Consider the following 23,887-nt stretch of genomic DNA (forward strand, 5'->3'; position numbering starts at 1 on the left):
GCAGTAGGATTATCACGCTACTACAGCGAGCACTGCGCCGTAAATAATTTGGAAGTTGTCTTGGACAAAGGCGAGGTATTGGGCTTGCTGGGGCCAAATGGTGCGGGAAAATCGACCACTATGCAAATGTTGACCGGCAATCTCGCCCCCAGCACGGGTGAAATTAAGATCAATGGCATCGACTTATTGGATGAGCCACGCCAAGCCAAGCAGCAACTCGGCTATTTGCCGGAGCAGCCGCCGGTGTACCGCGATTTGACGGTGAGCGAATACCTGCATTATTGCGCCCGTTTGCGTAACGTACCCGCCGCGCAGTGTCGCAAGGCAGTGGATTACGCCAGTGAGCGTTGTGGTTTGCAAGCAGTTAATAAGCGGCTGATTGGCAACCTTTCCAAGGGGTTTCGGCAGCGGGTGGGAATTGCACAGGCCATTTTGCATAACCCAGCGGTGGTGATTTTGGATGAACCGACGGTGGGTTTGGACCCGATTCAAATTCGCGAAATTCGCAGTTTGATCCGTGAATTGGGTAAGGATCACGGGATTATTTTATCGACCCACATTTTGCCGGAAGTGCAGGCGGTGTGTGATCGGGTGCAAATTCTTAATCGAGGCAAAACGGTGTTTAACGGTACGTTGGATGGGGTGGAATCCTTGGAAAAAGTGTTTTTCGACCTGATTTTCCGCGAAGAAGCCCTGAGTGATACGCAGCAGGAGGTGGCAGCATGAGGGCTATTTGGGTAATCGCGAGTACCGAGTTTCGCCGCATGTTTGTGTCGCCGTTGGCGTGGAGCATTTTGGCGGTGGTGCAATTTATTTTGGCGTGGATGTTTTTGCTGGGGGTGAATGAATACACCTTGCAAACGCAAGCAAATGCTGTGGGGGCAGAGGATATGGCAGGGATTAGTGAAGCGCTGATTCCGTTTTTGTTTTCAACCGCCGCGTCGATTATGTTGGTGGTCACGCCGTTGATTACGATGCGCTTGTTTGCGGAAGAGCGCATGAATCAAACCTTGATTTTATTGACCTCTTCGCCGGTTTCCAATACGCAGATTGTGTTGGGTAAGTATTTGAGTATATTGGGGTTTGTCGTGCTGTTCGTCGCATTAGTGGCGTTGATGCCGCTGTCGTTGGCAATTGCGACACCGTTGGATTGGGGGCAATTAGCCGCCGCCAGCTTAGGGTTGCTGTTGTTATTGGCAGCGTTTGCGGCAGCGGGTTTGTTTTTGTCGTCGTTAGCGCGGCAGCCGGTGATTGCTGCTGTGACGACGTTTGGGTTTTTGTTGCTGTTGGATGTGTTGTATCAGTCGGGGAATGCGCAAGGCTCGGCGAGTGAATTGTTCGTGTATTTGTCGGCATTCGGGCATTTTTTGTCGTTTGCAGGTGGTATGTTTAATAGCAGTGATCTGGTGTATTACGGGCTGTTTATTGCGGGATTTCTGATTTTGACCATCCGCAAACTCGATAATGATCGGTTACAGGGGTAAGCAACAATGAAAATGACTAAAACGTCCCACCGTTGGCTTGGGCTGCACAATGCTATTTTTTATCTGTTAGTGGTGTTGGTGATTGGGCTACTGGGTTTTTTGAGCCGCGAATTCACGTTTGTGGCGGATTGGACGCAAAGTGGTCGCAATAGCCTGTCTGCGCCGACGCAAACCTTATTGAAAAATCTGGATCAGCCGTTGGCGTTTATTGCCTACATTCCCGATAACCCGACCTTGCAGACGCAAGTGAAGGATTTGGTGGCGAAATATCAGCGGGTGAAGCCGGATACCACGCTGGAATTTGTGAACCCTGATCTTGACCCCGCACGGGCGCAGCAAGATGGGATTGAGCATTCCGGGCAGTTGGCGATTCATTTGGGGGAGCGCAGCGAGGTGATGGATTCTGCCAGTGAGCAAACCATTGGCAATGCGATTCAGCGCATGAGTCGGGGCGGTGAGCGTTTGGTGGTGTTTTTGGAGGGGCATGGTGAACGCCAACCCTTATCGTCCGAGTCCACCGGCATGTCGCAATTGGTGGCGCAATTGCAACGCAGCGGGTTTTTGGTGCAACCGCATAATCTGGTACGCACCCAGTCGATTCCACAGAATGCCAGTTTTGCGGTGATTGCAGCGCCGCAACAGGATTTCTTGCCCGGTGAAGTCGCGGTATTGAAAACCTATGTGGAACAAGGCGGTAATTTGTTGTGGTTGCAAGATCCCGGTGGTTTACGCGGGCTGCAAGCGTTGGAGGAATTGCTGGGTTTGCAAATTCACACCGGTACGGTGATTGATGCCAATGAAGATTTGCAAGCGATGTTGGGGATTAATCACCCTGCTGTCGTGCCAGTGGTGGATTATGGCAAAGCGGAGCTGGTGAGCAAATTAGCGGGCAAGCAAACCGTGTTTCCGTTTGCAACGCTGGTGGCGCGTGACCCGCAAGCCGGTACGCAAGCGGGGGCGCTCGTGTGGCAAGCGGAGGAGTTTCTGTACACCTTGCCCGCGAGTTGGTTGGAAAGCAGTGGGGTATTGGAAGGCGCGGTGAAATTCGACGAGGGTAGCGATGATCAGCCAGGGCCAGTGCCGCTCGGCGTGAGTTTGGTACGGCAGTTGGAAACGGTCGCTGAGCGCAGCCGAAGCGAACAGCGGGTTGTCGTCATGGGCGATAGCGATTTCATGCTGAATAGCTTCATTGGGCAGGGGGCGAATTTGGATCTTGCCAGCAATATTTTCAATTGGTTGAGTGCTGATGACAGTTTGCTGAAAGTGCCGGTGATTCGCGCCCCCGATACGCAATTGGAATTGAGTGAAACGGCGGGTGCGGTGTTGGGTACGTTCTTCCTGTTTGTCTTGCCGCTGGGCTTATTGGCGGCAGGGTTGTGGATTTGGTGGCGCAGACGGAGACGTTGAGATGAGTAATGTGACACAAACGCGGCGCTGGGTGTTGAACCTTGCGTTGTTGGTGCTGGTGGGAGGCTTGGGGGCGTTAGCATGGTGGCAAATGCAGCAACCGGCTGCCCAGCCCGACACTTTATTGCGCCTGACGCGGGGGGATATTACCCGCGTGACGATTACCCGCGAATTGGGGAGTGCCACGCCGGAAGTGATTCGGCTGGAACGCGCCGGGGAGCGTTGGCGAATGCTTGAGCCAAAACAGGTTGATGCTAACGCTACCCGCATCAGCCAATTGTTTACGCTACTGGATGAAACCGTGACCGCCAGTTATGACGCGGCAGGCAAAGACCTCAAGCAATACGGGCTTGAACCGGGCAGTGCCAGTCTCGCTTTCAATGCTGAAACCGTGATATTTGGGGCGGAAAATCCCATTTCCCGCAAGCGTTACCTGTTGCATGACGGCAAGGTCAAATTGGTGTCGGAAGCGGTATTTGGTTTGCTGACGGGGGAGGCGACAACCTTGGTGGCAAATAAACTGGTGCCGGAAGGACGCACGGTGAAAGCGGTGTCGTTACCCGCTGGTTTCAATGCCAGTGCAGCGGGCTTGCTGCAAAAATGGCAATCCGCCGATGCGTTGCGGGTTGAGGCGTATGCGAGCGAAGCGAGTCAGGGCAAGGTTGTGCTGACTTTGGATGATGGTAATAAGTTGACACTGGATTTATTGTCAGATGAAGGCGAACTTATTTTGGCTAATATTGTCTCAGGTATACGTTACGTATGTGCCGAGACACAGCGCAAGGCTTTACTACCCCTAAAATAGCCTGCTGCAAATACCCGTGCAAATCGCTCGGCGGATGCCGCATCCATATTGAAATACAGCGACGGCTCGATCAGTTCTAATTCCATCAGCGCAAAGCCGTTGTCGGTGCGTACCCAATCAACACGGGCGTAGAGCGTCGGTTCGGGGATAGCCGCCAGTGCCGCGCGGCTCAGTTCCAGCAATATCGCTTCCGGTTCAACGCTTTGCAATTGCCCACCGTGTTCTTCCTGCACGCGAAAATCGCCGGATTTGGGGGTTTTTAGAATCGTGTGGCTGTATTCATCCCCAAAAAAGAACAGCGAATACTCGCCTTCGGTGACGATGACGGGGATGAACGGTTGCACCATGCAATCGCGTTCTTGGAACAGTGTTGCCAGCGTTTTGGCTTGCTGGGTGAGGGCGGTGGGTGTGAGGCGGAAGGTATCATCGGCACAGGCACTGATGACAGGTTTGATAATGATTTCCGGCGTCTGCCAGTGAGTGAAGAGGGGAGGTAAGGCTGCTACGTCCAAACCATGAAACCATTCAGTCGGCACAATCGGAATGCCTTTGGCTTCTAGGTCGCGTAGGTAGATTTTGCTGAGATTCCAACGTACCACCTCCAGCGAATTGGCTAGATTGGCGCGGGAATTTTCAATGGTGGCGAGGACAGCGAGGAATTGCGCGGGATTATTCTGGTAATCCCAGCAGGAGCGGATAATAACAGCATCAAACTGATTCCAGTCAATGCTGTTATCACGCCAGTCTACCGTTTCCGCGTGCCAACCGTAGCGTTTTAGCGGAGCATGGAGAAGCGCGTCGTAGCAGACGAACTTCTCCAAACTTGCCATGCTCAGGAAGGCGCAACGTTTCACGGCAATGACTTAAGCGGCAGGCGGTGGACGCTTGGGTTTACCTTTGTCCTTGTCTGGCGCGGCTTTTTTGACGGCAGGCTTGCGTGCTGGGGGTTTGTCACCACCGAACTTGGGCTTGTCGTCAGCAAAGCGCGGCTTGTCCGCACTGAACTTGGGTTTTTCGTCGGCAAAGCGCGGCTTGTCACCGCCTGCAAACGGGGCGCGTTCCTTTTCAGTGCGCGGGCGACGATCGGGGCGATCACCGCCACGACCTGCACCACCGTCACGGCGCGGCGGTGGGCCATCGCGACGTTGTGGCGGGCGACGATCATCGCCACCACGGTCACGGCGTTGACCGCCACCACTGGGTTTGTTGGGGGAATAATCCGCTGCTGCTTCACCCGCTGGTTCGATATTCAACATTTGCCCAGCAACCCGTGCAGTACGCAATTCGTGCAAAATGTCTTTCGGCATTCCTGCTGGCAAATCGACCAAGCTGCAATCGTCTTGAATTTCGATATAACCGATGTAGCGGCTGTCTAAGCCTGCTTCATTCGCAATCGCACCGACGATATTGCCCGGTTTGACGCCGTGCGAACGCCCAACCGCAATGCGGAAACGTTCCATTGGAATGGTGTCGTCGTCGCTGCTGAACGCGGAGTTGGCAGCGTTGGATTTGCGCTTACCGGGGCGTTGTTCTTGCTCACGTTCACGCGCCGCATTTGGGTTGAAAGCCGGGTGATTTTTGCGCTCTTCCAGCAACAAGGGCGAATCGCCTTGCAGCATTTTGGCAAGTGCCGCCGCAATTTCGAGTGCGGGAACATTGTGTTCGCGCTCGTAACCTTCCAGCAATTGCGAGAAGAAATCCAAGCCTTCTTCTGCCAGCGTGTCGGTGATGCGTTGGCTGAATTGTGCGATCCGCATATTGTTGATGACATCAGTGGAAGGCAATTCCATCAGATCAATCGGTTTGCGGGTGGCGCGTTCGATGTTACGCAGCAAGTGACGTTCACGCGGTGATACGAACAAAATCGCTTCGCCGCTACGCCCGGCACGCCCGGTACGCCCGATGCGGTGGACGTAGGATTCGGTGTCGGTGGGAATGTCGTAGTTGATGACGTGGCTGATGCGTTCCACATCCAAGCCGCGTGCGGCGACGTCGGTAGCGACGAGGATGTCGATTTTGCCTTTCTTCAACTGGTCGATGGTGCGTTCGCGCACGTTTTGCGCAATGTCACCGTTGAGGGCAACCGCGTTGTAACCGCGTGCTTGCAGTTTGTCCGCCAGTTCCACGGTTTCATTTTTGGTGCGCACGAACAGAATAACGGCATCAAACGGTTCCGCTTCGAGGATGCGGGTCAGTGCGTCGAGCTTGTGCAAGCCGCTGACCAACCAGTAACGCTGACGGATGGTGTCGGCGGTGGTGGTTTTGACCTTGATTTTGACTTCGGCAGGGTCGGTCAAATAGCTTTGCGCAATGCGGTGAATTGCGGGGGGCATGGTCGCGGAGAACAGCGCGATTTGGCGTTGTGGCGGGGTTTGCTCCATGATCCATTCGATGTCATCGACGAAGCCCATGCGCAACATTTCGTCAGCTTCATCCAGCACCAGTGCTTGCAAGCCGTCGAGTTTGAGTGAACCACGGCGCAGGTGATCCATGACGCGACCCGGTGTGCCGACCACGACTTGTACGCCGCGTTCCAGTTGGCGGAATTGCGTGCGGTAATCTTGCCCGCCGTAAATCGGCATGACGTGGAAGCCGGGGAGTTTGCCCGCGTATTTCTGAAACGCTTCGGCAACTTGAATCGCCAGTTCGCGGGTCGGCGCGAGGACGAGAATTTGTGGCCCGGTCTTGCTCATGTCCAATCGTGAGAGCAGGGGTAGGGCGAATGCAGCAGTTTTACCTGTGCCGGTTTGCGCTTGTCCGAGGACATCGCGACCTGCCAGCAGGTAAGGGATGGTTTCAGCTTGAATGGCTGACGGGGTTTCATAGCCGAGGTCTAGGACGGCTTGCAGCACGGGGGCGGCAAGGCCGAATTCGGCGAACGTGGGAGGTGTGTTTGTTTCTGGGGACATGGGGCTTCAGAGTGAGGAGGAAACCGGGCATTATGCGCTAGTTTCCTCCTAAGATAAATGCCTTTCTATAAGTCCCGTGCAAAGCCACCGAAGTATTGCAACATGGTTTGCGCGTAGGGCTTGATGCAGTTGGTGTGGTCAGACGGTGCTGCGACACATTCCGTTAGATCAAGGTCGGGCGTGCCTTTTGCCCGCATTCCTTCCAAGGCGCGGGTGGCATTGCCAAACGGTACCGTTGTGTCGTCGCGTCCATGCGTCAAGCGGGTCGGGGTTTTGGCTTGCCATTCGTAGACGCTATTGCGGTAGAGCGTGTCATAATCATCTGCCATCCAGTCGAGCAGGAAGGTTTTGTCAAACTCAGCGTCACTGTTTTCAGGGATGAGAAAATACAGCAGCGTATCGACCAGCAGTTCATCAAATTTACCGGGATATTTGGCGGCTGGAGCAGGGCGACCAAAACCCAGCGCGTTCCCTGCACTGGCAAGCAGCGCTTTTTTGCCAAGCAAATTGTCGAGTGTATAGCGCAAATCATAGGGGCCTGCACCGGCAACGCTGGCAGTAATCGGTGTACCGGCTGCTTCTAGCGTCTGTTGCGCCGCGAGAGTGACATAGCCGCCTTCAGAATAACCCGTGAGAAACAGTTGTTCATTCAGCGGAAGCCGTTGTTCTGCCAGCCATTGCCGTGAGGCCGTGATAAAGTCGATGACGGCATTGGCTGACGGATCGCGTTGCAAATACGGGTGAGGGGTGTCGGAAGATGCGCCATAGCCGACATAATCCGCTGCAACGACGATGTATCCTAGCGACGCTAGAATATTCACGGGGGATTTCGCATCCGTATCATTACTGGGCGCGTCACGGTCGTAAAAAATTGTACCGTGTTGGAAACTGAGTAGGGGACTTTTTACGCCTGCGGGTTTTTGCGGTACAGCAACAATGCCGGATGCGGTAATGAGATTGCCTGCTTTATCCGGTGTTAGGTAAGTCAGGCGGTATTGTTGGACGGCGTAGAGCGGGATGACTTCGGGGGTTCTATCCGCTGCTTCACGGATGGCTTGTGTGCTGTCGGTAATGCTATTGGTTTTGCGTAACTCACCGTCGTCCAGCAAAGCACCACGTGCGTTGGTAATGCGTGGGGGAATGGGGGCGGCAACGGGCGCAATTATTAGGGGTTGGTCACTCGCATTATCAGAGAGATTAGCCGGTCCCGCTGTGGTGGAATTACTCCCGCCACCACACGCGCTGATGAGTAAGCTGCTTATCAATAACACATAAGTATGTCGCAATAAGCCGCGATAGGGTGCTAAACGCATGGGGAACACTCCAAATTTACCAATAGTAGACAAAAATATAGATTATCTGTCGAATAAGTAAAGTATTTGGTTCAAGTGTTCCCCGCCATCATTACTCCTCGCCCAACCCTGACATGCCGAGGATATTCCACCCCCCATCCACATAAGTGATTTCACCCGTAATCCCCGATGCTAAATCAGAGCACAGGAAGGCCGCCGCATTGCCCACTTCTTCAATGGTCACGTTGCGGCGCAGTGGCGCGTATTTCTCGAAATGATCCAACATTTTGCGGAAACCGGCGATACCCGACGCAGCCAGTGTGCGAATAGGCCCTGCGGAAATCGCATTCACGCGAATCCCTTGTGGCCCCAAATCGGCTGCCATGAAACGCACACCCGCTTCCAAACTCGCTTTCGCCATGCCCATGACGTTGTAATTCGGAATCGCCGCCACTGCCCCCAAATAGCTCAGTGCTAACATTGAGCCATTGCGCCCCGCCATCATCGGCTTCGCGTAACGTGCCAATGCTAAAAAGCTGTACGCGCTAATGTCGTGGGCAATGCTTGAGCCGTCGCGGGTGGTGTTATCCACGATGCTGCCCGATAATTGCTCTTTGGGGGCGAACGCGATGGAATGCACCACAATATCCAAACCATCCCAATGGGTAGCCAATTGTTGGAAGGCGGCTTCAATGCTGGCATCTTCCGCCACTTCGCAGGGAATCACGATGCTCGAACCGAATTGCGCCGCGAATTTTTCCACGCGACCTTTTAATTTGTCATTTTGGTAGGTGAACGCCAGTTCCGCGCCTTCGCGGTGCATGGCTTGTGCAATGCCGTAGGCGATGGAACGGTCGCTGGCGACCCCGGTAATCAATGCGCGTTTGCCGGTCAGAAAACCCATGTGAACTCCTGTTGCGTTAATGTTATGCTGTAATCCCCTGAATTATGCAGTAAATGAACAAGCGTATGCAAAAACGATCGAGTGCCACCAACGGCTTGCTGACTGTGCTGATCACCTTGGTGATCGTATTGATGCTGTTGACCATGTACCAGATTGATCGGCAATGGCTGAAATTGGGCGACGTGCAAGCCACCATGACGGAACAAGCGAAAGACATTCGCGAATTGCGAGCCGCCTTAGCCAGTGGCGCAGTGCGTCAGCAGAGCGCGGACGCGAACGCGGGTACAGCATCCGGCATTTCCCCCGCCTTCCAACGCGCCCATGCGATGACGCAACAGCCGGATTATGCGCAAGGCGATTGGTCGGTGGATGCATTCGGCACTAACCTCAAAACCTTGACACCGTTGGTTTCCGGCGATGCGTATGCGTCGGAAGTGCAGGGTTACGTGCTCGAAAGTTTGGTGACGCGCAACCCCGATACACTGGCATGGGAAGGGCTGATCGCGAAAAGCTGGCAAGTTAGCCCCGACGGTTTAACGATTACCTTTCAGATGCGCGATGACGTGACATTTTCCGATGGCGTGCCGCTGACGGCGGATGACATTGTGTTCAGTTTCCAATTCATTATGACCGAGGCGATTCAAGCGCCGCGTCAACGCGCTTACCTCGATAAAATCAAAGAAGTCAAAGCGAATGGCAAATACGAAGTGGTGTTTGTGTACAAAGAGCCATACTTCGAGGCGTTTGATTTGGCAGGCGGCTTGAGCATTTTGCCGAAGCACTTTTACGAGCCGTATTTGCAAAAGCCGCAAGAATTCAATGAATCCAAAGGTTTATTGCTGGGCAGTGGCCCTTACCGTTTAGCCGATCCGAAAGGCTGGCGACCGGATGCGGGGAGTGTGGAATTGGTGCGCAATGAGCGTTATTGGGGCGATGTGCAGCCGCCGTTTAACCGCGTGTTGTGGAAAATCATTCAGAATGACAGTGCGCGTTTGACTACCTACCGCAATGGGCAGATTGATGCGTATAGCGCTCGCCCAAATGAATACGCCAGTTTGAAAAATGACGCGCAAATTATGGAGAAAAGCCATAATTTTGAATACATGCCGCCCGTGGCAGGGTATAGCTACATTGGCTGGAATCAGGAGCGTGACGGTAAGCCCACGCGCTTTGCGGATAAGCGCGTGCGCCAAGCCATGTCGCATTTGACCGATGTGTCGCGGGTGATTCAGGATATTTTCCTCGGTTATGCCGAGCCAGCAGTTAGCCCGTTCAGCAATACCAGTAAGCAGCACAACACCAGCTTGCAGCCGTGGGAATTCAATCTGGAAAAGGCGCAGGCGTTGCTGAAGGAAGTAGGTTACGAAGACCGCAATGGTGATGGTTTGCTGGAAGATCAGGCGGGCAATCCGTTTGAATTCAAGCTGACTTACTTTGAAGCGAACGAAGACACCAAGCGCATGGTGTTGTTGCTGAAAGATTTGTATGCACGAGCCGGGGTGAAGTTAGAGCCGTTCCCACAAGAATGGCCGGTGATGCTGGAGTCGTTGAACAAAAAAGATTTCGATGCAATCACGCTGGGTTGGACGAGTGGAATTGAAACCGACATTTTCCAGATGTTCCACAGTACCCAAGCGAAAACTGATGGCGATAATAGCATTAGCTATAAAAATCCTGAGCTGGATAAGCTGATTGATCAAGCACGCGCAACCGTCAATGAGGCGGAGCGGATGCCGTTGTGGCAACAAGCCGAGCGGATTATGGTTGACGATCAGCCGTACACGTTTTTGATGCGGCGGCAGTCGTTATCGTTTGTGGATAAGCGCATTCAGAATTTGCAAATGACCAAGCTGGGGCTGAATCGAGGGAGTTTGCCGTTGGAAAATTACGTGCCTGCGGCGATGCAGAAGTATACGCAGTAAGGTGTCAATAAATTAATGAGTATTAAACTTTTGGTTGATATTTGTCCATTGTTGCGCCGTCGAACGGGAGTCGGTAATTATATTTTTTACTTATTGCGTGAGTTGATTTGTGATAAGAGAGTTGATGATGTGGTGGGCATCTGTGGGGCGAAGATATTAAATCGTCAACAATTATTAGCGTTTTTATTTCCAGAAAAGTCTAATGTGCAGGAAGCGTTGACGTTGCCAAAAAGTGGCGGTGTGAAAAAAGTATTGAAACATGTACCTTACATCAGGGAGCTTAATGGATATTGGCAGTCAGTCCTGTTGTATCATCGGCAGAGGCGTTATCAGGACTATATTTTTTGGGGTGGGAACTATGCTATTCCCCAATTTTGGCACTATAAAAGTATATTGACGATTCATGACTTATCGCATATCCATTACCCTGATTGTCACCCTGTCGATCGTGTTAGGTTTTTAAACAAATATTTACCTGCTACTGTACAGCGTGCTACTGTCATTACAGTCGTGTCTAGTGCTACAGCGTTAGACGTGAATAAGTCTTTGGGGAAATCCTTAGTTCTGCCCCCTATTTTTGTAGTGAGTCCCGCTGTTGGTGAACATTTTTACAATTTAAGTGTCACACAAGAAGCGTTGATTTGCGCAAAATACAGCCTTCCCAAACGTTTTATTTTATCGGTAGGAACGTTTGAGCCACGAAAAAATTTCATGCGTTTATTGGATGCTTATGCAGGTTTGCCTGAGGCATCGCGCAGGGCTTATCCTTTGGTGTTGGTGGGTGAGCAGGGTTGGTTGGCAGACGATATATTACGAAGAATAGAGTCAGTCGAAAATGTACGCTGGTTAGGGTATGTACCAGAAGAAGATGTTCCATATTTGTATAAATTAGCGCATGTATTTGTGTATGTATCATTGTTTGAAGGGTTCGGTATGCCGATTCTGGAGGCTCTGTCAGTTGGAACGCCGGTGATTACTTCAAATCGTGGAGCGATGCAGGAAGCAGCAGGTGGCTTAGCACGTTTGGTGACGCCAGAAAACACTGAGGAAATAAGGTTAGCACTTGCAGAATACATAACTTTTACTAATATACTAGATGATTCGGGAATGGCGAGCGTTGCGCCTCAACATCGAGTGACGTGGGCGGCGCGTAAGGAAGACATGATCAATATTTTACAATGCATGAGTATTTGATATTTATATGACTCCAACAAAATTAACAGTTGCATCGTTACGTAAGGTTTCCTTGCTGGAAGGGTTGGATGACGTTGCTTTAGGTATTATTCTTAAACAACTCACGGTTCGTCGCTATGAAAAGCGCGATATTATTTTGCAAAAAGGGGCAACAGATGGGGAGTTGCTATTTCTGTTAGCGGGTCAGTTACACGTGGTAGATTATACTTTACAAGGAAAGGAAGTTTTTTTGCACGTTATTCAGCCAGGTGATTATTTTGGCGAATTGTCTGTGATTGATGGTGCCCCACGTTCTGCTTCTATTGTCGCAATCAAAGAATCTGTGGTTGCTTTTCTATCTAAGCGACATGCATTGAACCTTTTTTATAATTATCCGTCTGTAATTGAGCGCTTGTTGATCAGGTTCGCGCAAGTTATTCGACAGGCATCTGGTCGTCAGATGCTGCTTAGCATTCCCTCTGCGCACGCGAGGGTCTATGTGATGCTGGCGAGGATGGTGCGTTCCCCTGATCTTCACGCGGAAACCAGTACAGTGACATTGGAAAATGTGCCGACACAACAGGAGATTGCAGGGATGGTGAATACAACGCGCGAAACGGTATCAAGAGCGATGCAAACGCTTGTAAAAGAGGGTATAATAAAGAGGGATAAAAGAAAAATAGTGGTTTTGCAACCTGAAGTACTAGAAGAACGAGCGATGCATGGCGAAGGATCGTTAGTCAAGGAAACAGAGGAATAGTTAGGGCTTCATTGGGAGATCAATATATGAAATACATATCAGCGCTCGTAGGGGCGGTCACAGTTATAGGAGCAATCTTTATTGCTCAAGTAAGTGCCGACGAGTCTATGAATGTTTCATCACGTGCTTCAGTCGGTAAAGTAGTGTTTTTAGTGGGGCAAGCAGAATTACAGACGGATGACGGCATTGTTATGCCTGTTTCTAAAGGGATGGACATCCATGAAGGTAGCCGATTGACTGTTCATGACAGAAGTCAAGTTGGTTTGAGCATGATTGACGGCGCCACTGAACAAATTCGCGCTAACAGTGTGTTTGACATCGAAAAGTATTATTTTGACCCGGCAAATCCGTCTGCCAGCGAAATTCGTTTGGAGTTAGTCGATGGCGAAGTAGTTAGCAAGACAGGCAAAGGTGGGCAGGCAGCGAAGCACCGTTATCGTCTCAATACGCCGATTGCTGCTATTGGTATTCGTGGGACTGAATTTACTGTAAAAACCAGTGATCTGCAAACCCATGTTAGCTTGAGTTCTGGCGAGATTGTGATGTCTAGTTTTAACGCTAGTTGTCAACGCTTAGCGTTTGGACCCTGTGGAGGAGACAGCGCGGAATCTCTATCCGAGTCACAGCGTGGTTTGGCGTTAGTATTGAAGGCGGGTCAATTCAGGCCAGCTTTTGTCCCTGTTGCACAACCTAGTCGCATCAAGTCTTCTCAGTCTGAGGCAGACGATGCTGATGAAGGGAGTGACACCAAAACGGCAAGCGACACCAAAACGGCAAGCGACACCAAAACGGCAAGCGACACCAAAACGGCAAGCGACACCAAAACGGCAAGCGACACCAAAACGGCAAGCGACACCAAAACGGCAAGCGACACCAAAACGGCAAGCGACACCAAAACGGCAAGCGACACCAAAACGGCAAGCGACACCAAAACGGCAAGCGACACCAAAACAGCAAGCGATACCAAAACAGCAAGCGACACCAAAACAGCAAACGATACCTCCACTACCAAAACAGCTCTAGTGGTAAGCAATTTTGAGAAGGTGACGCAGGTAATTACTGAAGCCAAACCAACCGTATTAGAAAATGTGAATGCTGCAATTTCAGGTGGTACTGTTGAGGCGCTAGTTGATGCAGCCAAGGCTGAGCAGTTATCTAAAGCAGTAGAATTGGCACAATTCGTTGCCCCTGCGGAGCAGCCGCAGCCCGTATCAGGCCCAACAGAATCCGTTATTAATGTTGATGGTGATACTGTTGCACCTATACAGCCACCACCAGTATCAGGTCCGGTAGAGTCTGTTATTGATGTGGGTGGTGATACGGTGGCGCCTAAGATACCTCCTGTAGCCACACAGCCGCCCGTTAGCACAGTGCCTGTGGTCAAAATAGGGCGTTGGAATCCGGCATCTGGTATTGGCGCTATCCCTTTAAGTGAACAAGTTAATCAGGAATATGCGTTGATTACTTCAAATGCGTATTACGCAGTAACTCGTTTGAAAAATTATACTAATCAATTACCTGTAAAGCCTGCCAGTTATGCTTTCAAACCGGTTGGTTCTGAAGCATTTGTGCGAGAAGGTACGCAATACACCGCCGCAACCGTGAGCGATGCGAAATTGCGGATTAATGTAGAGAACAGTGATTCAGCGGTGTTTGCAACCGAGTTTAAAGTGTCATCCGATGTTTATAATGATGTTATATCAGCTACGGGTACTGTGTCTAAAGATGGGATTTTAACCGATGATCGTAAGGACAGGTTTACAGTGATCCGTGGTGCAGTTGCTGGAGACGATACAACACTTCACAGTGCAGCGTATGGTTTCTACAAATCCATTGACACAAACAAGGATACGTTTGGTGGTATTTCTTGGGAAATCGAACAATGATGATGGCTGAGCGTTTGTAAGTGAGAGGTTGGTTGCCTCACTTAAGTCGGCTGGCATCGTTAGGTGTTGGTGTATTGGTTCTGTTATTAGTGTCTGTCTGGAATCCCAGCGGTTTATACAGTAGTGCACAGACGCGTTTGTGGAATGCTTATCAACAATGGGGAACTGCTATTAATAAGCATTCCCCTTATGTAGTGGTAGTTCAGATCGATGCTGAAAGTATTAATGAATTACGCAAGCAGAAAAATGGTGAGGACTGGCCTTGGTCGCGCCAGCGCTATGCGGAATTACTGGAAATTTTATTTAATCAGTATGACGTTGGTGTTGTTGGATTAGATATGTATATGCCTGATGATCGCGATATCAAGGGTAATCAGGCGCTTCTCGCTATTTCTCAGCAGAAACCGGTAGTATTTGCTCAGGCTTTCGATTTAGAAAATCTCCCGGAAGATGCTTTTTTCAGTGGTCATTTAAGTACTGGGTTAGCGATGACCGAGCCAGCACTTAGTCAAGTGTTCCCCGTAGCGAACGGTTACATTGGTAACAATGAGTTGTTATCCAGCGCCCGCTGTGTAGGACATATCACTTCGATTAAAAATAACGAAGGAATGATTACACAAGTTAACCCTTTTGTGCGTTGGCAAGACCATCTTTTCCCAATGTTAGCGTTGGAAATGCTGCGTTGTTATTCAAACGCAGATAAGCCCTATGATTTTTCATTTACTGAACATGCTAACGGTTGGCAACTTGAATTGCGTCATTTATTAGGTGAAGGCTCCACTTCGCCGCTTGTGGTCGATAATGAGGGTAAGTGGCGCATACCGTATTTAATTCATAAAGATTATATTATCAGTATACCTGCGATTGATGTGTTACGCGGCGAGGTTGATTCAGAGTATATCAGTCGTTTAAAAAATGGCATGGTTTTTCTTGCAGGTACAGCACCAGGGTTAGGTGATCAGCAAGCGACTCCGCTACACAATAATGTTCCTGGTGTTAGTGTACATGTGCAGCTTTTAGATTGGTTATTGTCTAATAAAAGTAATTCGCCAAGTTTTTCTCTGGATAAAGGCTCGTGGCTTTTAGGCTTTGTAGGACTGGTTATACTGTATGCCATGTTGATGGGTGGGATCAGTGCTAGTGCAGTTGTGACTGTTACCGTATTAATGATTGTTGGGTGGTTGGGTTTTGGATTCTGGGTATGGCTTGATTATCAATGGTTTCTGCCTATTCACCCGGTAATGTTATTTTTATTTTTCTTGGTCTTTCAAATTCCTGTCGAATGGTGGATCGCACAACGTGCTGCTGGGCGTTTGCGGCATGTATTTCAGGATTATTTGCCTGCTGCGTTAGTGGATCATCTGGTGGATGATGGACGCACGGATTTATTGATTCCTAGCCGTCGTAATTTGACAATTCTGTTTGCTGATATTGCCAATTTTACGCAGCGGGCGGAATATTCTACACCGGAAGAAATTGCATCTTTAACTCAACAAATATTGGAATGCTTAACGCTGGTGGTGCATAAGCACGGAGGCACTCTCGATAAATACATGGGAGATGCTGCAATGGTATTTTGGAATGCTCCCTTTAATAATGAAGACCATGCAGACAAAGGCGTGCAAGCTGCTATTGATATGTTAGCAGCCATCAGCGCGTTTAATCAGAATTTAATACAACGTGATTTATTGAAAGGCGAGCCAATGTTGGTGAGAATTGGTGTGCATACTGGCGAGGTTATCGTCGGTGATTTAGGCACACGTTTCCGCCATGCTTATACCGCTATCGGTGATGCAGTGAATGTTGCGGCACGTTTACAAACATTAGCTAGAGAAATCAAAGAACCACTGGTGGTCAGTCAACAGACGGTTGAGTGCCTAAGTCAGGAATACCCGTTGGTGAGTCGTGGGGCTATTGCCTTGAAAGGTCGAGAAAATCGCGTCGCTATTTACACTTTAAAACCATCTGAATAGCAGGGAGTTAGCTTGATGCAATGGGTTCGTTTTGAATATCGTTATAGTGTTGCGATAAGTTTAGGGTTGTTATTAACGTGCGGTTTGCCAAAATTTGTTATTGCTGAGCCGGTTCAAACGATTGATGTGGAATACTGGTTAGATAGTGCGGCTCAAGCATGTCAAGCAGGTGATCAAGCAACGTTAGATACGGTGAGTGATCAATTAAGGGGGTTAATGAATGAACCCTCCGTATTGGAAGCTTCTTTGCAACGTTATATTCAACAATGGCTAGTCTTATTTCAGCATGGTGTTTGCTTACCTGAGCAGTTGCAACAACGTAGCTCCGCACCAGAGGAATCGCTTAAAGGACAAATAACCTTGTCCACATCCATAGGCTATTTGGATAATGTGAATCTGGGCACACGCCATGAAAACTTGAGTATCAACAATCCTTTTGGTGATGGAAAAGTTAATTTGCAAGTCGACGAACGCAGTCGCCCGCTGTCGTCTTCTTTTGTGAATGTTAGGGGGACTTATCAGGTGATGAATACTCACGGTGGCACGGATTATGCGGCGGCATTGCAACAAGTCTACCCCGATGAGCCGGATTATAATATGACGGGGTTAGCTGCTGGTCGTCAATGGCAAGCGGATGAATCGGCTAAAGAGGCGCATTTTTCGCTGGTCTCTGACCCTGATGGTAATACGCGAGCGAGTCTTGGCGGGGTTTACCACCAAGTATTGTCAATAGAAAATACCGATGTTGTGCGGAATACTCGTGCAAGTATTGGGGCGCGTTATGACGTTTACCCGCAACAAGCCGAGCAAAATGCTGTTTTTGTGGATGCTGGAATCAAACGCCAACAATTATTGCCCGAAGGTGGGCAACTCTCGACGGGTATAATTCTCAATTATGATCACGCGCTAGGGAGTCGACCCGGTGGTAGTCGGGTTGGCTTGGATCTGTCCGGAAGTTGGAATGGTGAAAGTATGGCGGGTTGGTCACCTAGCCTAGGGGCAACCCTGTCTTATAAGCGTGACGATGATGCCTATAATCGGGCATTGTTCAGTGAGGGGGTGCGTAATCAAACCCAAGCGCGTTTGGAACTTGGTTTAAGTAAAAAAATAACGAATAGTGACCGTATTGCCGTCAAGTACACCCTAGACAAATCACAAGACCGTGAAATCCCTCTGTTTGATCTCCCCCTCGGCAATATGCTCGGCATCACGTTTGAGCATCAACTCGATTGATGACAACTCAGTCATAATCCTCTTTCTCTTAAAATTTCATTGATTTATAAAGATTTTTTCTGGAACTGCTGATGGTTTCAGTGGTGATCTTTTTCCATTAATTAAACTTTCCTCACCATTCATTATTCATTAAACTTTTTGGTAATTATACTTTTGCTTATAAAATAAGCTAAACGTATTAGAGTCATAAACAAATGTTGTGCATCGTGATGAGTGTCACATATTCGCAGATTAATCCTATGTATAGTTCATACCAAGCCGATGAGCGAAGCAAAACCTCAGACGGACTTGAATGTTTTGATAATGCAAATTTTATCTCTTGAACTTGAACCAATTAGGAGCAATCTAATGGCTGCGAACCAATACTACGACACAGTGCAACAAATTTACATTGCATATTATGGCCGCCCTGCTGACCCAGAAGGTCTGGCTTACTGGGCTGATCGTCTTGACAAAGTGAACGGCAACCTTGCTGAAATCATTGATGCTTTTGGTAATTCTGCTGAAGCAATTGAGTTATACGGTAGCGAAGGTGCCGCAGCTCGCATCAACAAAGTTTACATGCAACTGTTTGGGCGTGAGGCTGATGCAGAAGGCTTGGCATTCTACACGCAACAAATTGAGAGTGGAAAAATCACCCTAGCATCTGTAATGCTTGATGTTCTTAACGGTGCGCAAAACGAAGACAAAGCTATCTTGAATAACAAGGAAGCTATCGCTCACGCTTTTACTGCTCACCTCAATGAGGCTAAAGAAGTTAATGCTTACGCAGGCAACGCTGCTGCTAACACAGTGCGTGATTTCATGAGTGGTGTTAGTAAAGACAACCTGAACGAAAAGCAACTGAACATTGACCCAGTGATCGTGAAGCTGGTCGGTGGCAATGCAGCACCAACGCCAGGCATTGTAACGTTGACTGCTGATACTGACTCACTCACCGGTACTTACTTCAAAGCACCTGTGGGTTATACACCTGGTGGTAACGACCGCGTTAACACCTTGCAAGATGAAGATACCTTGATTGGTACCGGCGGCAATGCAACATTGGATGTCACCTTGGGTACACCTAATGACAACGGTGCTTCTATTGTCACCCCTAAAATGGTTGATGTACGTACCATCAATGCTGAGTTCTCTAGCAGCGTTTCCAGCATGGAATTGAATCTGCAAGACGCACAAGGTGTTCAGTATGTAAACGTTAACCGCATCAGCGGTACAGGCAACAGTGCCACTATCGGTGACATGAAAAGCATTCCGCTGAACATGACATTGAACAACACGTCTGCTAGCACTAACACGGTGACGTTTGACTTTGCTGCACACACGTTGGACAAAAAGAGCAACGGTACTGACCCAGCAGCAGAAGGTTTCAGCGATGGTGACGTAAGCTCTATCACTATTAACAACGCTGACGTTGATAACTTAGTGATTGGTGAAGTAGACAAGGGTCTGAACTTCCTCGAAAAACTGCGTGTTGACTCTGCGGGTTCAATGTCACCTAACGTCGTGGGTGCATTGAATGTTCAAAACTTGGAAAAACTGTATGTTTCTGGTAGCAGCAACCTGACTATCGGTGACTTGGTAGGCATGGACAGCACCCTGCAATACCTCGATGTACGTGGCATGACGGGCAAATTAACGTTGTCTGACGCGGCTGTTGATTTGATCAAAGCTGACGAAGATAGCTTGAATGCTGGTCAAGTGATTGATGGTAAAGATTCTGCGACTGACGTGTTGGAAATTTTCGACACGGCTAACGTCTCTGCTGCTGACTTGGCAGGCATCAAAAACATCAACGAAATCAAATTCAGCTCTGGCAACCAAACTGAAGAACAAGTATTGACACTGAAACTGAATGATGCAGTTCTGGATGGTTTCAACACTGCGGGTACAGCGTCAGTTGCTAACCCAGAAACGGTCAAGATCACATTGGGTGCAGGCACTGCCCCTAAGAAAGTGGTATTGGATTTGACTGATGTAACTACACCGGGTCAATTCCTGTTAAATATTTCGGCTGCGGATTTGGTCAATTTCCAAGTAATTGATCCAAATGGGATTCTGACTCCGATTGTTGTTCCACCTAGCAACCCTGTCTTCAGTATTGCTTCTTCTACTGTTGAAGAAGGTGGTACTGCACTGGTAACAATTACTCGTGATGACGCGACTGATGCAGCGTCTATCACCGTGCAAACGGCTGATGGTACTGCCACTAGCCCGGCTGATTACACCGGTGTTGGTACTTCTATCGCGTTTGCAGCAGGTGAGTTGAGCAAGACTGTTTCTATCGCGACCATCGATGACGCTGATGTTGAAGCGGCTGAAACGTTCACTGTAGCGATCACTAGCCCGACTATCGGCACTGTGGATGCCGCAGCAGGTACTGCAACGGTCACTATCACTGATAACGATGTACTACCGCCACAACCTGTATTCAGCATTGCTGGTGCAACTGTTGCTGAAGAAGGCGGCTCTGTAGTATTGACTATTACTCGTGATATTACCACCGATGCAGCGACTGTTCAGGTTAAAACTTCAAACGGTACTGCTGTAGCGGGTCAAGACTATACGGCTGCTAACAAGACAGTTAGCTTCGCTGCTGGCGCTGCAACTGCCACTGTCTCAATCAATATATTGAATGATGCATTGCCTGAAAGTGCTGAAACCTTCACAGCTACTTTGTCTAACCCATCCATTGGCACTATCGGTGCAGCCGGTGCTGCCACTGTCACTATCACTGATACTGACGTTGCAGGCCCTATTGATCGCACCGTGACTGTTACTAATGGTACAGACGACGCTGCTGCTGGTAGCAACACAACAGAAGATGCGTCTGTTGACAACGTTACTTTCATCATCGCTGACGGCATTGGCGCTGACTTCACTTATACCATCAGTGGTTTTGCTGCTGGCGATAAGATCGACTTTGAAGACGGCTTCATCGCTCCAGCCAGCGTTACCAACGTTGATTTCTTCGACGGCAACGTACAAATCAGCGCGGCTGATGCGTCTGGCAATGTCGCAACTATCGTTTTGACCGGTGTTGCGGCTGAAAACGGCACTACGTTCATCGTAGACGCTACTACCTTCAACAACACTTTCGGTGCTGGCAGCCTGATCTAAGGGCTAATTCACAGAAACTCCTAGCGGTCAGTAACGGGCTGACCCTAGGAGATAGGCTGATTTTAAACTAAGGAGTTAATAGAAATGGCACGTATTCTTTTATCACAAAATGACAAATTCAATATCGCAACAGACAATAGCGATGTTGTTGGCGCGGCAGGGGCTGAAACCGTCGTTATCTTTGACAACGCACCTTTCAGCGTAGATACCGTTAAACTGGACCAAAACGTTGAGCGTGCAGAATTGGCATTGGCTCAATCTGGCTACCAGTTCCAAGCGACAGGTAACGTTTTATCTGTTATCGGTGCTGACGGCAAAGTCATCATGACACTGCCTGTTAACACTTCTGGCGTACAAACTGTTGCTATGCAAGACGGTTCTGCAGTAGTTAAGTTTGAAACTGCTGGTGTCAATGCTGGTAAAATCACTGTCGGTGGCGTAGCGGTATCTACCACTGCTTCTACATTGAGCGGTGTGACTTTGAATGGTACTGATGGCAGTTCTCATGGTCCAACTGGCGGCGCTTCTACTTTCAGCATGACTGCTGCCAGCAGCATTGCTGAAGGCAACAGCGGCACTACTACTTTGACTGTCACCATTGCACGCTCTGGCGACACGACGGAAGCAGCTAGCGTAACGCTGAAAACAGCTAATGGCACTGCGACTGCTGGTAGCGACTATACTGCGGTTGACCAAGTGGTTACTTTTGCAGTGGGCGAATCTAGCAAGACTGTCAACGTACTGGTTTCTGGCGATACTGCTTTTGAAGGTAACGAAACCTTCTCTATCAGCTTGTCTAACCCATCTGCGGGTGACGTGATCAATGCTGCTGCCGCTGCTGCGACTATCACCATTACTAATGATGATGCATTGAGCATTACCTTGAACCCAGCATGGGGTGTTACCACTGCTGATCAGTTTGTGGGTAACTTTGACAACTTTGGTGCTGCCCAGTTCGCGTTGCTCAAGACTGAGAACAGTGCTGTGTTTGAACGCAACTTCGATGGTCAAGGCAATGGTCGTCTGTGGGTTGATAAAAACAAAGACGGTATCCTGAACGTCAATGATGACGAACAGATCATCGTTCCGGGCACTTCCAATGTAACGGCTGCTCAGTTGAATCTGATTGCAGGCAATACCATTACGTTGACAGCACCGTCAGCTTTGGTTAATGCAACCAAGAACGACAATGCAACTGATAAAACGACTGTTGCAAATGACACCATCAATACAACTGTTGCTAACTTGGTTGGTTCTACCATTGATGGCTTGGCAAAAACCGACACATTGGTTATCACTGATAAAGTCACATCGCTGAACACTCCTGCTCCAGGTGGGTTGGCATTGGGTGATACTAAAGCGGGTGGCACATTGACCAGTATCGATGCAGTCACACTGGCAGCGGGTACTGATGCGAATGCACCAGTCGCTATTCATAACGGTACTGTCAAGGTCACGTTGGGTGCTGCTTCCAGCATTACTTTGGGTGCACCTCTTACTGGTACAACGGGTGACACAGTAGTGGGTTCAGCAGAAGCTGATGTTATTAAGGGGGACTTTGCTGACGCTGTTGCTCCAGCAACACCGCCAGCAGTCGGTTTACAAGCTAACTACCAGTATGATGAAACCATCAATGGCGGCGCTGGCAATGACACGATCAACGTGGCAGGCGGCAAAGACAAGATCGATGGTGGTGATGGCAATGATTCGGTTGAGTTTGACAACACATTCTTACCTGTTGGTGTTAAGGCGTTGACTTCTGACGATACCGTTAATGGTGGTGCTGGTAGCCTTGACTTTTTGAATCTGTTCGGCAACGTTAATGCTGTCGCGGATGACTTCAAAAACGTCTCCGGCTTTGAAGGTCTGGTGTTGGACTTCTTGGCAAGTGACGCTACTGTAATCGTTGGTGATGCTTTGGTTGCTGCGGGTACTACCTTTGGGGTTAGCGCTCTTCAGCCATCAACTGCTACCACTCATCCGGCTCCAGTAAACACTGCTAACAAGAATGTTTCATTCGATGGTAGTGCGGAAAAAGACGGTGCATTTTCTTACACTTCCAGCGACCAAGTTGACAATGTAAAAGGTGGTGAAGGCAACGACACCTTTAAGTTCGATACTTTCCTGACTAATGCTGACACAGTTGCCGGTGGCAAAGGTACTGACACCTTGGAAATCAAGGATGGTACAGCGGCTAATACTGACTTAGCTTTGGTTAGCAGTATCGAAGTACTGAAGCTGGCTGACGTTAACACGACATTGGCAGCAACTGATGCATTGGTTGATAAAGATGGAACGCTAACAATTGATGTCAGCACGTGGAAACCAACCACTACTACCCCAGTTTACACTGCCAGCACATTGAATTTTGATGGTTCACTAGAACTGGATGGTAAGTTCAACATTACTGGTGGTGCAGGTAACGATATTATTATCGGTGGTAGCAAAGACGATATTATCGTTGGTGGCGCTGGTGATGACACACTCACTGGTGGTGCTGGCAAGGATACTCTCACTGGCGGTGCTGGTAAGGATAACTTTGCTATGACTGCTGCTCAGAGCAACATCCAAGACGGTTGGGATAAGATTTCTGATCTGAACGTTAACGATGACAAGATCAAAGTTGGTGGTAACGCGCCAGAACCAGGGGTTGACTCCATGACTTTGATCAACGTTGCTTCTGCAACCTCCACAACGCTGGCATCAGCAATTCAATCTCAAGTTGCTATGCTGGCGCAGAGTGCATATAACGCCATAGGTGACGTGCTGTTTATTGAGGTTGCTAACTTCAATGGTGCAGCGGCTACTTTCTTGGCTGTTAATGGTAACAATTCTCGGACTGGTTTGTCAGCAATTGACGCTTCAGATGTGTTCGTTGAAATTACTGGTGTCACAGGTTCTTTCTCCATTGACGACATCATTGCTTAATCTATCTCGGTAGTTTAAGTTGAAGGGCTGTGTTTGATGGCATGGTCAAGCCCCCCAGCCCCAAAAGTTGGGGGCTTTTTGACATCAGGAA

16 protein-coding genes are annotated in these 23,887 nt (G+C 49.2%); 12 read left to right on the forward strand and 4 right to left on the reverse strand.

Translation table 11 applies throughout. The annotated features are described in order from the left end of the window. Positions 1-48 precede the first annotated feature (48 nt). The 4 genes from HMY34_RS14570 to HMY34_RS14585 are packed head-to-tail and all read left to right on the forward strand — an operon-like array spanning position 49 to position 3,696. Positions 49-726, forward strand: a complete 678-nt coding sequence (locus HMY34_RS14570) for an ABC transporter ATP-binding protein (protein WP_266096935.1) — start codon at positions 49-51, stop codon at positions 724-726. Continuing rightward, complete coding sequence (locus HMY34_RS14575) at positions 723-1,484, forward strand: ABC transporter permease (protein WP_202716176.1); 762 nt, start codon at positions 723-725, stop codon at positions 1,482-1,484. Before HMY34_RS14570 ends, HMY34_RS14575 begins: the two co-directional genes overlap by 4 nt. A gap of 6 nt (positions 1,485-1,490) precedes the next feature. After that, positions 1,491-2,891: a GldG family protein gene (locus HMY34_RS14580; protein ID WP_202716177.1), complete on the forward strand. Its 1,401-nt coding sequence runs from the start codon at positions 1,491-1,493 to the stop codon at positions 2,889-2,891. Between the two features lies 1 nt (position 2,892). Then, positions 2,893-3,696, forward strand: coding sequence for a DUF4340 domain-containing protein (locus HMY34_RS14585; protein WP_202716178.1), 804 nt, complete (start codon positions 2,893-2,895; stop codon positions 3,694-3,696). Here HMY34_RS14585 and HMY34_RS14590 read toward each other — a convergent pair. From HMY34_RS14590 to HMY34_RS14605, 4 genes are all read right to left on the reverse strand, one after another. Beyond that, positions 3,648-4,550 carry an ATP-grasp domain-containing protein gene (locus HMY34_RS14590; protein ID WP_202716179.1) on the reverse strand — a complete coding sequence of 301 codons (903 nt, stop codon included), beginning with the start codon at positions 4,548-4,550 and terminating at the stop codon, positions 3,648-3,650. The two genes, HMY34_RS14585 and HMY34_RS14590, sit on opposite strands and share 49 nt — an antisense overlap. Before the next feature lie 9 nt (positions 4,551-4,559). Further along, on the reverse strand, positions 4,560-6,605 hold the full coding sequence (locus HMY34_RS14595; protein WP_202716180.1) for a DEAD/DEAH box helicase: 2,046 nt from the start codon (positions 6,603-6,605) through the stop codon (positions 4,560-4,562). Between the two features lie 65 nt (positions 6,606-6,670). Beyond that, positions 6,671-7,918: an alpha/beta hydrolase family protein gene (locus tag HMY34_RS14600; protein ID WP_202716181.1), complete on the reverse strand. Its 1,248-nt coding sequence runs from the start codon at positions 7,916-7,918 to the stop codon at positions 6,671-6,673. Positions 7,919-8,009: 91 nt separating this feature from the next. Further along, a complete protein-coding gene (locus HMY34_RS14605; RefSeq protein WP_202716182.1) occupies positions 8,010-8,801 on the reverse strand; it encodes an enoyl-ACP reductase FabI in 792 nt (263 codons plus the stop codon). A gap of 65 nt (positions 8,802-8,866) precedes the next feature. Here HMY34_RS14605 and HMY34_RS14610 point away from each other — a divergent pair, with 65 nt between their 5' ends. From HMY34_RS14610 to HMY34_RS20510, 8 genes are all read left to right on the forward strand, one after another. Further along, a complete protein-coding gene (locus tag HMY34_RS14610; protein ID WP_202716183.1) occupies positions 8,867-10,723 on the forward strand; it encodes a peptide-binding protein in 1,857 nt (618 codons plus the stop codon). Between the two features lie 15 nt (positions 10,724-10,738). Then, complete coding sequence (locus HMY34_RS14615; RefSeq protein ID WP_202716184.1) at positions 10,739-11,917, forward strand: glycosyltransferase family 4 protein; 1,179 nt, start codon at positions 10,739-10,741, stop codon at positions 11,915-11,917. A gap of 7 nt (positions 11,918-11,924) precedes the next feature. Beyond that, positions 11,925-12,656, forward strand: coding sequence for a Crp/Fnr family transcriptional regulator (locus tag HMY34_RS14620; RefSeq protein WP_202716185.1), 732 nt, complete (start codon positions 11,925-11,927; stop codon positions 12,654-12,656). Between the two features lie 26 nt (positions 12,657-12,682). Then, a complete protein-coding gene (locus HMY34_RS14625; RefSeq protein WP_202716186.1) occupies positions 12,683-14,542 on the forward strand; it encodes a FecR family protein in 1,860 nt (619 codons plus the stop codon). 20 nt (positions 14,543-14,562) lie between these two features. Next, positions 14,563-16,515, forward strand: coding sequence for an adenylate/guanylate cyclase domain-containing protein (locus tag HMY34_RS14630; RefSeq protein WP_202716187.1), 1,953 nt, complete (start codon positions 14,563-14,565; stop codon positions 16,513-16,515). Positions 16,516-16,731: 216 nt separating this feature from the next. Beyond that, positions 16,732-17,748 carry a hypothetical protein gene (locus HMY34_RS14635; RefSeq protein WP_202716188.1) on the forward strand — a complete coding sequence of 339 codons (1,017 nt, stop codon included), beginning with the start codon at positions 16,732-16,734 and terminating at the stop codon, positions 17,746-17,748. 348 nt (positions 17,749-18,096) lie between these two features. Continuing rightward, on the forward strand, positions 18,097-20,868 hold the full coding sequence (locus HMY34_RS14640) for a Calx-beta domain-containing protein (protein ID WP_202716189.1): 2,772 nt from the start codon (positions 18,097-18,099) through the stop codon (positions 20,866-20,868). Between the two features lie 84 nt (positions 20,869-20,952). Then, entirely contained in the window at positions 20,953-23,796 is a 2,844-nt protein-coding gene (locus HMY34_RS20510) for a beta strand repeat-containing protein (RefSeq protein ID WP_202716190.1), read from the forward strand. Positions 23,797-23,887 lie beyond the last annotated feature (91 nt).

Origin of the sequence: Thiothrix subterranea, from assembly GCF_016772315.1 — a bacterium.
Classification (GTDB): domain Bacteria; phylum Pseudomonadota; class Gammaproteobacteria; order Thiotrichales; family Thiotrichaceae; genus Thiothrix; species Thiothrix subterranea.

Excerpts from the sequence above, each read along its gene's own strand:
- HMY34_RS14610 (WP_202716183.1), top strand. The coding sequence starts at position 8,867 with ATGCAAAAACGATCGAGTGCCACCAACGGCTTGCTGACTGTGCTGATC.
- HMY34_RS14605 (WP_202716182.1), bottom strand. The coding sequence starts at position 8,801 with ATGGGTTTTCTGACCGGCAAACGCGCATTGATTACCGGGGTCGCCAGC.
- HMY34_RS14575 (WP_202716176.1), top strand. The coding sequence starts at position 723 with ATGAGGGCTATTTGGGTAATCGCGAGTACCGAGTTTCGCCGCATGTTT.
- HMY34_RS14580 (WP_202716177.1), top strand. The coding sequence starts at position 1,491 with ATGAAAATGACTAAAACGTCCCACCGTTGGCTTGGGCTGCACAATGCT.
- HMY34_RS14635 (WP_202716188.1), top strand. The coding sequence starts at position 16,732 with ATGAATGAACCCTCCGTATTGGAAGCTTCTTTGCAACGTTATATTCAA.
- HMY34_RS14615 (WP_202716184.1), top strand. The coding sequence starts at position 10,739 with ATGAGTATTAAACTTTTGGTTGATATTTGTCCATTGTTGCGCCGTCGA.
- HMY34_RS14585 (WP_202716178.1), top strand. The coding sequence starts at position 2,893 with ATGAGTAATGTGACACAAACGCGGCGCTGGGTGTTGAACCTTGCGTTG.
- HMY34_RS14595 (WP_202716180.1), bottom strand. The coding sequence starts at position 6,605 with ATGTCCCCAGAAACAAACACACCTCCCACGTTCGCCGAATTCGGCCTT.
- HMY34_RS14625 (WP_202716186.1), top strand. The coding sequence starts at position 12,683 with ATGAAATACATATCAGCGCTCGTAGGGGCGGTCACAGTTATAGGAGCA.
- HMY34_RS14620 (WP_202716185.1), top strand. The coding sequence starts at position 11,925 with ATGACTCCAACAAAATTAACAGTTGCATCGTTACGTAAGGTTTCCTTG.
- HMY34_RS20510 (WP_202716190.1), top strand. The coding sequence starts at position 20,953 with ATGGCACGTATTCTTTTATCACAAAATGACAAATTCAATATCGCAACA.
- HMY34_RS14600 (WP_202716181.1), bottom strand. The coding sequence starts at position 7,918 with ATGCGTTTAGCACCCTATCGCGGCTTATTGCGACATACTTATGTGTTA.
- HMY34_RS14640 (WP_202716189.1), top strand. The coding sequence starts at position 18,097 with ATGGCTGCGAACCAATACTACGACACAGTGCAACAAATTTACATTGCA.